At 70.8% G+C, this 12,047-nt stretch carries 8 protein-coding genes; 5 read left to right on the plus strand and 3 right to left on the minus strand.

What is annotated here, in order from left to right; translation table 11 throughout:
• Positions 1–33 precede the first annotated feature (33 nt).
• The 4 genes from LHA26_RS07115 to LHA26_RS07130 are packed head-to-tail and all read left to right on the plus strand — an operon-like array spanning position 34 to position 5,753.
• Positions 34–1,326 carry an MFS transporter gene (locus tag LHA26_RS07115; protein ID WP_252168020.1) on the plus strand — a complete coding sequence of 431 codons (1,293 nt, stop codon included), beginning with the start codon at positions 34–36 and terminating at the stop codon, positions 1,324–1,326.
• A gap of 1 nt (position 1,327) precedes the next feature.
• Complete coding sequence (gene recF / locus LHA26_RS07120; protein ID WP_252168021.1) at positions 1,328–2,413, plus strand: DNA replication/repair protein RecF; 1,086 nt, start codon at positions 1,328–1,330, stop codon at positions 2,411–2,413.
• 30 nt (positions 2,414–2,443) lie between these two features.
• Complete coding sequence (gene gyrB / locus LHA26_RS07125) at positions 2,444–4,897, plus strand: DNA topoisomerase (ATP-hydrolyzing) subunit B (protein WP_252168022.1); 2,454 nt, start codon at positions 2,444–2,446, stop codon at positions 4,895–4,897.
• Positions 4,898–4,925: 28 nt separating this feature from the next.
• Positions 4,926–5,753: a ferritin-like domain-containing protein gene (locus LHA26_RS07130; protein WP_252168023.1), complete on the plus strand. Its 828-nt coding sequence runs from the start codon at positions 4,926–4,928 to the stop codon at positions 5,751–5,753.
• Positions 5,754–5,760: 7 nt separating this feature from the next.
• On the opposite strand, the gene LHA26_RS07135 is transcribed toward LHA26_RS07130, so the two are convergent.
• Positions 5,761–7,281: a lipopolysaccharide biosynthesis protein gene (locus LHA26_RS07135; RefSeq protein ID WP_252168024.1), complete on the minus strand. Its 1,521-nt coding sequence runs from the start codon at positions 7,279–7,281 to the stop codon at positions 5,761–5,763.
• Complete coding sequence (gene polA, locus LHA26_RS07140) at positions 7,278–10,031, minus strand: DNA polymerase I (RefSeq protein ID WP_252168025.1); 2,754 nt, start codon at positions 10,029–10,031, stop codon at positions 7,278–7,280. The genes LHA26_RS07135 and polA overlap by 4 nt, the downstream gene beginning before the upstream one ends.
• Positions 10,032–10,152: 121 nt before the next feature.
• Between polA and LHA26_RS07145 the strand changes: the two genes are divergently transcribed.
• A complete protein-coding gene (locus LHA26_RS07145; RefSeq protein ID WP_252168026.1) occupies positions 10,153–10,668 on the plus strand; it encodes a superoxide dismutase family protein in 516 nt (171 codons plus the stop codon).
• 13 nt (positions 10,669–10,681) lie between these two features.
• Here LHA26_RS07145 and LHA26_RS07150 read toward each other — a convergent pair whose 3' ends face one another.
• Entirely contained in the window at positions 10,682–11,950 is a 1,269-nt protein-coding gene (locus LHA26_RS07150; protein ID WP_252168027.1) for a methyl-accepting chemotaxis protein, read from the minus strand.
• Positions 11,951–12,047 lie beyond the last annotated feature (97 nt).

A 12,047-nucleotide genomic window follows, 5' to 3' on the forward strand; every position in this document is an offset into this window, starting at 1 on the left:
CCGGCGGGCGGAGCGAGCGCGGCGGCGGCGGCGATGAGCGTGTCCGTCCCCCTCTCGACCGGCGCGCGGCTCCGGTCGATCCTGGGCGGCGCGGCGGGCAATCTGGTCGAGTGGTACGACTGGTACGCCTATTCGGCCTTCGCGCTCTATTTCGCGCACATCTTCTTCCCGAGCGGCGATCGCACCGCGCAGCTGCTCAACACCGCCGCGATCTTCGCGCTCGGCTTCGTCATGCGGCCGCTGGGCGGGTGGATCATGGGCCGCTTCGCCGATCGGCGCGGCCGCAAGGCGGGGCTGACGCTTTCGGTGACGCTGATGTGCGCGGGATCGCTGCTGATCGCGCTGTGCCCGCCCTATGCCCGTATCGGCGCCGCCGCGCCCGCGCTGCTGGTGCTGGCGCGCCTGCTCCAGGGGCTCAGCGTCGGCGGCGAATATGGCGCCAGCGCGACCTATCTGTCCGAGATGGCCGGCCGCGCGCATCGCGGATTCTGGAGCAGCTTCCAATATGTCACGCTGATCGGCGGGCAATTGCTGGCGCTGGCGCTGCTCCTGGTGCTGCAGGCGCTGCTGAGCCCGGCGCAGATGGATGGCTGGGGCTGGCGTGTGCCCTTCGCGATCGGCGCGCTGCTGGCGCTGCTGGTGTGGCGGATGCGGCGCGGCCTGGCCGAGACCGAGAGCTTCCGCCGCGCCGAACGCGCCGCCGCCCCGCGCGGCGCGCTCGCCGATCTGTTCGGCCGCCACCGCCGCGAGACCGCGCTGGTGCTCGCGCTCACCGCCGGGGGTACGCTCGCCTTCTACGCCTATTCCATCTACATGCAGAAATTCCTCGCCAACACGGCGGGACTGCCGCCGGCGGTGGCGAGCGCGATCATGGCCTGGGCGCTGCTGCTCTACGCGCTGCTCCAGCCCGCCTTCGGGGCGCTCAGCGATCGGATCGGGCGCAAGCCGCTGCTGCTGGGCTTCTCGATCGGCGGCGCGCTGCTGACCGTGCCCGTCTTCACGCTGCTGGAGACGGTGCGATCGCCGCTGATCGCCTTCGCGCTGGTGATGCTGCTGCTGCTTCTGGTGTCCGGCTACACCGCGATCAACGCGGTGGTGAAGGCCGAGCTTTTCCCCGCCGCGATCCGCGCCACCGGCGTGGCGCTGCCCTATGCCATCGCCAATGCGCTGTTCGGCGGCACCGCCGAATATGTCGCGCTGTGTTTCAAGAATAGCGGGCTGGAGCGCGGCTTCTACTGGTATGTGGCGGGGATGGTGGCTTTGTCGGGGCTGGTCTATGCGCGGATGCGGGACACGCGCGACGCGAGCCTGATCACCGAGGACTGACATGGCGGTCGCCCGCCTGACGCTGACCGACTTCCGCTCCTACCCGCTGCTCCAGCTCGCCGTGCCGCCCGGCTTCGTGGTGCTGACGGGCGAGAATGGCGCGGGCAAGACCAATATATTGGAGGCGGTGTCGCTGCTCGCGCCGGGACGCGGGCTGCGCGGCGCGGCGCTGGCCGAGATGGCGCGCAGCGACGGCCCCGGCGGTTTCGCCGTCGCCGCGCGGCTGACGGACGCGACCGAGATCGGCACCGGCACGCTCGCCGCCGCGCCCGAACGCCGGCAGGTGCGCATCAACGCCGCCGCCGCCGCCGCCACCGCGCTTTCGGAACGGCTCTCCGTGCTGTGGCTGACACCCGCCATGGACCGGCTGTTCAGCGACAGCGCGGGCGGCCGCCGCCGCTTTCTGGATCGGCTGGTGCTGGCGCTGGAGCCCGGCCATGGCCATCATGCCGCGCGCTACGAGGCGGCGATGCGCGCGCGCAACAAGCTTCTGGCCGAGCCCGAGGGCGCCGATCCCGCCTGGCTGCGCGCGCTGGAGGCCGGCATGGCCGAGCATGGCGAGGCGCTGGCGGGCGCGCGCGCGCGGGTGGTGGCGGCGCTGACGGAGCGGCTCGCCGCGGCGCCCGAGGGCCCCTTCGCGCGCGCTGCGCTGGCGCTGGAGGGGTGGCGCGGCGGCGATCTGGCGGCCGAGCTGCGCGCCGGCCGCGCGCGCGACGCCGCCGCCGGGCGGACGCTCGCCGGGCCGCACCGCAGTGATCTCGCCGTCACCCATATCGGCAAGGGCCAGCCCGCCGCGCGCTGTTCCACCGGCGAGCAGAAGGCGCTGCTGATCGGGCTGGTGCTCGCCCATGCCGGGCTGGTGGCGGAGCGGCTCGGCCGGCCGCCGCTGCTGCTGCTGGACGAGGTGGCGGCGCATCTCGACCCCGGCCGCCGCGCCGCGCTGTTCGAGCGGCTGGCGGCGATGGGCGGCCAGGTCTGGATGACGGGGACCGAGCCCGCTCTGTTCGCCGAACTGCCCGGCGCGACGGCGCGGCTGGCGGTGGCGGACGGCCGTGTGGCGGCCCTGTCCGGGTCCATTTCGCTTTAGTTTCGCGGCTCGCGCCCCTATATCATCGGCATGGCAGACACCTCGCAGAACGACTACGGCGCCTCCTCGATCAAGGTGCTGAAAGGCCTCGATGCCGTGCGCAAGCGGCCGGGCATGTATATTGGCGACACCGATGATGGCTCGGGCCTGCACCACATGGTGTTCGAGGTCTCCGACAATGCCATCGACGAGGCGCTGGCGGGCCATTGCGATCGCGTCATCATCCAGCTCAACCCCGATGGCTCGGTGTCGGTGGAGGATAATGGCCGCGGCATCCCCACCGGCATCCATCCCGAGGAAGGCGTGTCGGCCGCCGAAGTCATCATGACGCAGCTTCATGCCGGCGGTAAGTTCGACAACAATGCCGACAGCAACGCCTACAAGGTTTCGGGCGGGCTGCACGGGGTCGGCGTGTCGGTGGTCAACGCGCTGAGCGACTTCCTCGATCTCACCATCTGGCGGGATGGGGAGGAGCATTATATGCGCTTCCAGCGCGGCGATGCGGTGGCGCCGCTCGCGATGGTGGGCCCGGCCGAAGGCAAGCGCGGCACCCGCGTCACCTTCCTGCCCTCGGCCGAGACCTTCAAGATCACCGAGTTCGATTTCGACCGGCTGGAGCATCGCTATCGCGAACTCGCCTTCCTCAATTCGGGCGTGCGCCTCTTCCTGGTGGATGCGCGCCACGCCGAGAAGAAGGAGGTGGAGCTTTATTATGAAGGCGGGATCGCCGCCTTTGTGAAATGGCTGGACCGCGCCAAGACGCCGCTGATGCCCGAGCCGGTGGCGATCACGGGCCAGCGCGACGATGTCGGCATCGATGTCGCGCTCGAATGGAATGACAGCTATTACGAGCAGGTTCTCTGCTTCACCAACAATATCCCGCAGCGCGACGGCGGCACCCATCTGGCGGCCTTCCGCGCCGCGCTGACGCGCACGCTCAACGGCTATGCGGACAAATCCGGCCTGCTCAAGAAGGAGAAGGTGAGCCTCACCGGCGACGATATGCGCGAGGGGCTGACCGCGATCGTTTCGGTGAAGCTGCCCGACCCGAAATTCAGCTCGCAGACCAAGGACAAGCTCGTCTCGTCCGAGGTGCGTGCGCCGCTGGAAAGCCTGATGGCCGACAAGCTCGCGGAGTGGCTGGAGGAAAATCCCGGCCATGCGCGCTCGATCGTGCAGAAGGTGATCGATGCCGCCGCCGCGCGCGAGGCGGCGCGCAAGGCGCGCGAGCTGACGCGGCGCAAGGGGGTGATGGACATCGCCTCGCTGCCCGGCAAGCTGGCCGATTGCCAGGAGCGCGACCCCGCCAAGTCCGAATTGTTCATCGTCGAGGGCGACAGCGCCGGCGGCTCGGCCAAGCAGGGGCGCAACCGCCACAATCAGGCGATCCTGCCGCTCAAGGGCAAGATCCTGAACGTGGAGCGCGCGCGGTTCGACCGGATGCTCTCGTCCAAGGAAGTCGGCACGCTGATCCAGGCGCTGGGCACGGGCATCGGCCGCGACGATTTCAACGCCGACAAGCTGCGCTACCACAAGATCGTGATCATGACGGACGCCGATGTCGACGGCGCGCATATCCGCACGCTGCTGCTCACCTTCTTCTACCGCCAGATGCCCGAGCTGATCCAGCGCGGCCATCTCTTCATCGCCCAGCCGCCGCTCTACAAGGTCACCAAGGGCCGGTCCGAAGTCTATCTCAAGGACCAGGCGGCGCTGGACGAATATCTGGTGCAGGCCGGCGTCGCGACGCTGGCGCTGGATACGGTGGGCGGCCGGCGTTCGGGCCAGGATCTGCGCACGCTGATCGATCACGCCCGGCGCATGCGCACGCTGATGGGCTATGTGCCGCGCCGCTACGAGCCGGCGATGGTCGAGGCGCTGGCGCTGACCGGCGCGCTGGCGCCCGACGCGGACCGCGCGGCGGCGGCGGCGCGGGTCGCCGCCTGGCTCGGCCGATCCGATCGCGAGGCGGCCTGGACCGGCGAGGCCGCGCCCGAGGGCGGCTATCATCTGATCCGCAAATGGCGCGGCGTCAGCGATCATCATGTCGTCGACGCGGCGTTCCTGGGCTCGGCCGAGGCGCGCAAGCTGCACGCGCTCGCCGCCGAACAGGCCGAGGGCTATGCCGAGCCGAGCCGGCTCGTCTCGCTCAAGCAGGCCGAGCGCCAGGACGGCGACGATGAGGAGATCGCGCCGGATCCCAAGGGCGTGGCCGTGTCGCGCCCATCCGAATTGCTGGAGGCGGTGTTCGCCGCCGGCCGCAAGGGGCTGGCGATCGCGCGCTACAAGGGGCTGGGCGAGATGAACGCGGAACAGCTGTGGGAAACCACGCTCGATCCCGCCAACCGCTCGCTGCTGAAGGTGGAAGTCACGCAGAGCGAGATCGCCGACGAGATCTTCACCCGGCTGATGGGCGATGTGGTGGAGCCGCGGCGCGAGTTCATCCAGGAAAACGCGCTGTCCGTCGCCAATCTCGACGTGTGAGGGCGCGCGGCGTGCGCGCGGCGGCCTGGTGGGCGGGCGGACGGTGACGGGGCGCGCGGCGGTGGCGGCGGCCCGCCATCTCGGCGAGGCCTGCCGCGCGGTGCTGGAGACGATCGACCCGCGCGAAAAGGCGATGGCGGCGCGCGCCGCCGCGCGCGCGTGGAGGAGCGGCCGGCTGGCGGCGGGGGGCGCGATCGCGCTGCCCGATACGCCGCCGCGCGGGGCGCGTCCCGAATTGCTGCCGCCGGGGCGCATGCCCAAGCGCGGTCGGGCGGGATCGCCGCGCTCGCGCATCGCGCTGCTGCATGCGCTGGCCCATATCGAATATGTGGCGATCGACCTCGCCTTCGATTGCGCGGCGCGGTTCGCGGCGGGGCGGCCGCGCGCCTTTGTCGACGATTGGCTGGGCGTGGGCGCCGACGAGGCGCTGCATTTCTGCCTGCTCGACCGGCGTCTGCGCGCGCTGGGCAGCTTTTATGGCGCGCTCCCCGCCCATGCCGGCCTGTGGGACGCGGCCGAGCGCACGCGCGCCGATTGCGCCGCGCGGCTCGCGGTGGTGCCGATGGCGCTCGAGGCGCGGGGACTGGACGTGACGCCGGCCACCGTCGCCCGCTTCGAGGCGGCCGAGGATCGGCGCTCCGCCGCCATTCTCGCCCGCATCTATCGCGACGAGATCCGCCATGTCGCGATCGGCCGGCGCTGGTTCGAGGCGGAATGCGGGGCGCGCGGCGCCGAGCCGGTCGCCCTGTGGCGCGCGCTGGTCTCGGACGGATTCCAGGGCATCGTCAAGCCGCCCTTCAACGCCGCCGCCCGCGCAGAGGCGGGGCTCGTCGCCGCCTATTACGAAGCGCTCTAGCGGCGCGTCACGCCGCCGCGGCGGGCTTGGCCTTGAGGCTGAACAGCATCCGGTCCTCCTGGCCGAAGCCGCGATACCAGATGACCACGCCATAGGCGCCGAGGATGGCGGGCACGCCGAGCAGCAGCTCCAGCCATTCGGGCAGCAGCAGCGCCGCCACACCGACCGCCGTGCCCGCCGCCGCCGCCGGGATCAGCGCCCAGCGCCAGCCCGACACGCGGCCGCCGAGCAGGCGGCGCAGCAGCCCCGCCTTGGCCAGCGAGGCGACGCCGAGGCCGAGCAGCAGCGCGATCGCGGGGCCGGCGGCGGCGATCGGATCGTCGCGCCAGTTCGCCACCGGGTGGAGCGTGCGGATCAGCCAGATCAGCACCACCGACAGCAGCGTCTGCGCCACGATCATGGCGATGGAGATCATCAGATTGCGCTTGGCGGCGATATAGATCAGCGCCGCTTCGCTGACGACGGCGGTGGCGGCGATCGCCTCCGCCGCGAGCAGCACGCCGAGCGCGCCCGAGCCGCCGACGAATTTGGGGCCGACCAGCCCCATCACCGCCTCGCCCGGGATACCCAGCGCGAGCGCGATGCCGACCTGCGCGGCGATGATCCAGAAGCCGACCTGGCGGACCTGCTTGGCCACGGCGGCGCGATTATCATCGGCCAGTTCGCGCGTGATGACGGGGCCGAGAATGGGATCGAAGCTGGTCTTGAGCTTCTGCGGCAGCGACGCGACCTGCTGCGCCACATAGTAGATGCCGACGATCGCCGGCGAGAAGAAGAGGCCGAGAATGGCGATGTCGAGCCGGCGCGAGCCCCATTCGATCGCGTCCGCGCCCGCCAGCGGCAGGTTGCGGCGCATGATCTTGAGCAGCCGGCGCGGCTGCGGCGCCCAGCCGCGCGGGGGGCCGTAATTGCGCATCAGCGGCACGATCGAGGCGATCAGCGCGGCGATGGCGGAGAGGGCATAGCTGAGGATCAGCCCGTCGCGCAGCGAGTAGAAGGACAGGGCCGCCGCCGCGATCGAGATCACCCAGGGCTCGATCAGCGAGCGGGCGCGCACCGTGGCGGCGATATCGCCGCGATAGGCCAGGCCCGCCAGCGCGATATCCGACCCCGCCCAGCCGAAGATGGTGAGCGGCAGCAGCCAATCGAAGCCGTTCAGCTCGCTATTGGGAAAGAGCAGCACCGGCCAGATCATCAGGATCGCGGCGGCCAGCGCCGAGACGATCCAGCCGACCAGCAGCCCGTCCCACACGACATGGACATGCGGCCGCCGCGTGGTGGCGAGCTGCTGCGCGAGGCCGCGCTTCAGGCCCAGCGTAGCGAGCTGGCCGGCGAACTCGACGATGATCGTGGCATAGGCGAAGCGGCCCAGCACCGCCGCGCCATAGATGCGGCCGGCGATGAACAGAAAGGGCAGGCGCGCCGCGAGCCGCAGCAGGAAGCCGAAGAAATTGGTGCGGCCGCCCTTGGCGAGCGCGGCGATATCGCCCGGACCCTGCGGCTCGCGCGTGCGGCTGAAGGCGTTCAATGCGCGGCGCCCCAGCTCGGCCCGGTGCCGATCTCGACGCCGAGCGGCACCGACAGGGTGACGGCCGGGCCGGCCGCCGCTTCCATCACCGCGCGGATCACCTCGGCGGCGCGCGCGGCCTCCTCCTCCGGCACTTCGAACACGAGTTCGTCATGCACCTGGAGCAGCATGCGGACGCGATCGAGCCCGGCGGCGGCGAGCGCGGGCCCCATGCGCACCATGGCGCGCTTGATGAGATCGGCGGACGTGCCCTGGATCGGCGCGTTGATCGCCTGGCGCTCGGCGCCCTGCCGCTCGCCCACCGTCTTGCCCTTGATCCCGGGCAGCCAGGTCTTGCGGCCGAACAAAGTGGTGACATGGCCCTGCGCGCGGACCTGCGCCACCGTATCGGCGATATAGCGGCTGACCCCGGGGAAGCGGGCGAAATAGCGATCGATGATCGCCTGCGCCTCGCCCCGGTCCACCCCCAGCCGGCCGGCCAGCCCGAAGGCCGAGATGCCGTAGAGGATGGCGAAATTGATCGTCTTGGCGCGGCCGCGCGTCTCCCGCGTCACCTCGCCGAACAATTCCTGCGCGGTGAGGCTGTGAATGTCCGCGCCGGTGGCGAAGGCCTCGCGCAGCTCGGGCACATCGGCCATGTGCGCGGCGAGGCGCAGCTCGATCTGCGAATAGTCCGCCGAGAGGATGACATGGCCCGGCGCGGCGACAAAGGCATCGCGGATGCGGCGCCCCAACTCGGTGCGGATGGGGATGTTCTGGAGATTGGGATCGGTGGAGGACAGCCGCCCCGTCTGCGCCACGGCGAGGCTGAAGCTGGTATGGACCCGGCCCGTCTCGGGATTGATCTGCTGCTGCAGGGCATCGGTATAGGTGGTCTTGAGCTTGGTGAGCTGGCGCCATTCCAGCACCAGCCGCGCCACCTCCACGCCATCGCCCGCCAGCCGTTCCAGCTCGTTCACATCGGTGGAATAGACGCCCGACTTGCCCTTGCGGCCGCCCTTGAGTCCGAGCCGCTCGAACAGCACCTCGCCGAGCTGCTTGGGCGAGCCGATGGTGAAGGGGCCGCCCGCGGCTTCGTGGATCACGCCCTCCAGCCGCGCGATCTCGACCGCGTAATCGGCCGAGAGCCGCTGCAATTCGTCGCGATCCACCCGGACGCCAGCGCGCTCCATCGCCGCGACGACGGGCACCAGCGGCCGATCGACCAGCTCATAGACGCGGGTCGCGCCCTCGGCGGCGAGACGCGGCTTGAGCCGGCGCCACAGCCGCAGCGTCACATCGGCGTCCTCGGCGGCATAATGGGTGGCGCGCTCAAGCCCGACCCGATCGAAGCTGACCTGATTCTTGCCCGAGCCGCAGACATCCTTGAAGGCGATGGTGGTGTGGGCGAGATGCGTCTTGCACAGATCGTCCATGCCATGGCTCTGGCGGCCGGCATCGAGATCGTAGCTGATCAGCATCGTATCGTCATAGCCGACCAGATCGAGCCCGGCGCGCGCCAGCACCAGCATGTCGAACTTCAGATTCTGCCCGATCTTGAGCACGGCGGGATCGGCGAGCAGCGGCGCCAGCCGCGCCAGCACCAGCGCGCGGGGCAGCTGCACCGGCACCTCGGCGAGCAGGCCCTCGCCCTCGCCGACATGGCCGATCGGGATATAGCAGGCCTGGCCGGGCACCAGGGCGAGGCTGACGCCGACCAGATTGGCCCGCATCGCATCGAGATGATCGGTCTCGGTATCGATCGCGACATGGCCCTGCGCGGTGGCCGCCGCGATCCAGCGGTCGAGCGCCTCGATCTCCACCACCGTCTCATAGGCCTCGTGGCGGAAGGGCGGATCATCGGGCAGCGCCGCCGCCGCAGCGGCCGGCACGGGCGCCGCGCCGCCATCGCCGAGCTTGGTGAGCAGCGAGCGGAAGCCCTGATCCTCCAGAAAGGCGCGCAGCGGCGCCGGCGGAATGCCCTGGAGCGAGAGCCCGTCGAGCGGTTCGGGCAGCGGCGCGGCGCAGTGCAGCTCCACCAGCCGGCGCGAGAGCCGCGCCGTATCGGCGTGCTCGATCAGCGCCTGGCGCAGCTTGGGCTTGGTGATCGACTCGGCGGCCGCCAGCACCGATTCGAGATCGCCATAGGTCTGGATCAGCTGGCTCGCCGTTTTCGGCCCGACGCCGGGCACGCCGGGCACATTGTCGACGCTGTCGCCCATCAGCGCCAGCACATCGCCGAGCTTGTCCGGTCCGACGCCGAACTTCTCGACGACATAGTCCGGCCCGATCCGGCGATCATTCATCGTGTCCAGCATGTCGAGCCCGGGCTCGATCAGCTGCATCAGATCCTTGTCGGACGAGACGATGGTGACGGCCCAGCCCTCGGCCAGCGCCGCCTTGGCGTAGCAGGCGATGATATCGTCCGCCTCGAAGCCGGCCACTTCGATGCACGGCACCGAAAAGGCGCGCGTCGCATCGCGGATCATCGGGAATTGCGGGACGAGATCCTCGGGCGGCGGCGGGCGGTGCGCCTTGTACTGATCGTACATCTCGTTGCGGAAGCTGTGGCTGCCCTTGTCGAAGATCACGGCCAGATGGCTCGGCCCCTCCGGACCGGCCAGCTCGTTCAGCAGCTTCCACAACATGGTGGTGAAGCCATAGACGGCGCCGGCGGGCTGTCCGTGCCGATTGGTCAGCGGCGGCAGCCGGTGATAGGCGCGGAAGATATAGCTCGATCCGTCGACGAGATAGAGATGGCTGGCGGGCATCGGCCGCGTCTAGCAGCGCCGCGCGGCGATGGCGACTGCCCGAGCGCCGGAGCGTGCCGCCTTTCCCCCGGCGCTGTGGCCGGTTTACCATGCGGCTCCGGTCCCTTCAGGAGTCGCCGTCATGCGCATCCCCCTCGCCGCCCTGCTCGTCGCCGCGCTCGCCGCGCCCCTTCCCGCCCAGGCGCCGAGCCGCACGGTCAGCTTCCGCTCGGCGACGGGCGCGGCCGGCACCGCCACCCTCACCGCCGCGCCCAAGGGGCTGCTGATCCATGTCGAGGCCGAGGGGCTGAGCCCCGGCTGGCACGCCATCCATGTCCATGCCGTGGGCGACTGCTCCGACGCCGGCTTCAAGAAGGCGGGCGGCCATGTCCATGGCGATGGCGCGGCGGTGCACGGCCTGCTCAACCCCGCCGCCACCGATCGCGGCGATCTGCCCAATATCTACGCCGATGCCGACGGCCATGCGCGCGCCGAACTCTTCACCCCCATGCTGGCGCTGGCCGACGGCCAGGGCGACCGGCTCAACATCCTCGATGCCGATGGCGCGGCGCTGGTGATCCACGCCAACAAGGACGATTATACGAGCCAGCCGATCGGGGGCGCCGGCGACCGGGTGGCGTGCGCGGTGGTGAAATAGCGGGCGCGGCGGCTCACACCGCCCGCATCGCCCCCACGAACAGGCCGACGCGCGCGCTCAGCGCGTCGGCGCGCTCGGCGATCAGCCCGGCATTGCGCGACAGCACCGTGGCGCCGATTCCGGCCTCGCCGACGCTGCTATCGATCACGCGCAGATTTTCGCCGATATGCTGGCAGGCGAGCACCGCCTGATCGGCGTGGAGCACGATCTCGCGCACCGCGTCGCTCTCGGCGCCGACCGCCGCCTCGATCGCCTGGCTGGCATGATCGATCCGGCCGAACGCCTGCTCGATGCCGCCCTGCGAGGCGCTGACGCTGCCCATCATCTCGCGCATCTGATCGATCCGGTGGCCGATATCGCCGGCCGCCCGGCGCGCCTGGCCGGCGAGCCCCTTCACTTCCTGCGCCACCACCGCGAAGCCGCGCCCCGCCTCGCCGGCGCGCGCCGCCTCGATGGTGGCGTTGATGGCGAGCAGATTGACCCGCGCCGCCAGCGCTTCGATCATCGCCACCGCCTGGCTCACCTCCTCCGCCCCGGCGGCGAGCGCGCGGGTGCGCCCGGCGGCGAGCCCGACGAGCGCCTCGGCCTCCGCCCTGGTTTCGCGCGCGGCCTCGAGATGGCGGCCGATCGCGCCGAACATCTCGCCCAGCCGCCGCGCGCGGCCGGCGATATCGCCCATGCCGACCGTGGTCTGGGTGGCGGCGGCGGCGGTGGCGGCGCTGCGCTCGCCGATTTCGGCGCCGCGCTCGGTCATCTGCTGGCCCATCTGATCGACCTCGTCGGCGGCGCTGCCGAGCAGCCGGGCCAGCACCGCCACATCGCCGACGAAATCCTCGCTCATCGCGTCGAGCCGGATGAGGCGATCGGCGTGACGCCGCGCCTGGCGCCGCTCGCGCTCGGCGGCGAGCGCGACGATCGCCTGGTTGCCGAGCACGCCGGCAAATTCGCCCTCCCGGGTCAGGATCATGCCCTCGCGGCCGCCGCTGGCGGCGTAGACATCGAGCAGGTCGGCGACGTCGAGCCGGATCTCGGCGACGGGGCAGGCATGGACGCGGCGCGCCAGGCCCTGGGTGTAGGCGGGGTTCTGCAGCAGCGCGAAGCCGTAGGGATTGAACAGGATGCGGCGGATATCGGCCTCGAACAGCGCGCCGAGCGGGCGGCGATCATCATCCAGCACCGCGATCAGCCGGCGCTGCGGACGCGCCAGGAAAAGCTCGACCGCGCGCACCAGCGGCGTGTCCAACGGCAGGGCCGCATCTTCCTCGATCCAGCTGTCCAGCACGCCCGCCCATCCGTAGCCATTCGAGATGGATCTAGACGAAAGTCGGTAAAGGCGGAGTTAGCCGAATGTTACGGACGGGTGACGAAGAGGTATCGGA

Source organism: Sphingomonas morindae, assembly GCF_023822065.1.
GTDB lineage: Bacteria > Pseudomonadota > Alphaproteobacteria > Sphingomonadales > Sphingomonadaceae > Solisphingomonas > Solisphingomonas morindae.

What these genes read in the sequence shown, in the direction of transcription:
- polA (WP_252168025.1), bottom strand. Translation starts at nt 10,031, where the DNA reads ATGCCCGCCAGCCATCTCTATCTCGTCGACGGATCGAGCTATATCTTC.
- LHA26_RS07145 (WP_252168026.1), top strand. Translation starts at nt 10,153, where the DNA reads ATGCGCATCCCCCTCGCCGCCCTGCTCGTCGCCGCGCTCGCCGCGCCC.
- LHA26_RS07115 (WP_252168020.1), top strand. Translation starts at nt 34, where the DNA reads ATGAGCGTGTCCGTCCCCCTCTCGACCGGCGCGCGGCTCCGGTCGATC.
- gyrB (WP_252168022.1), top strand. Translation starts at nt 2,444, where the DNA reads ATGGCAGACACCTCGCAGAACGACTACGGCGCCTCCTCGATCAAGGTG.
- recF (WP_252168021.1), top strand. Translation starts at nt 1,328, where the DNA reads ATGGCGGTCGCCCGCCTGACGCTGACCGACTTCCGCTCCTACCCGCTG.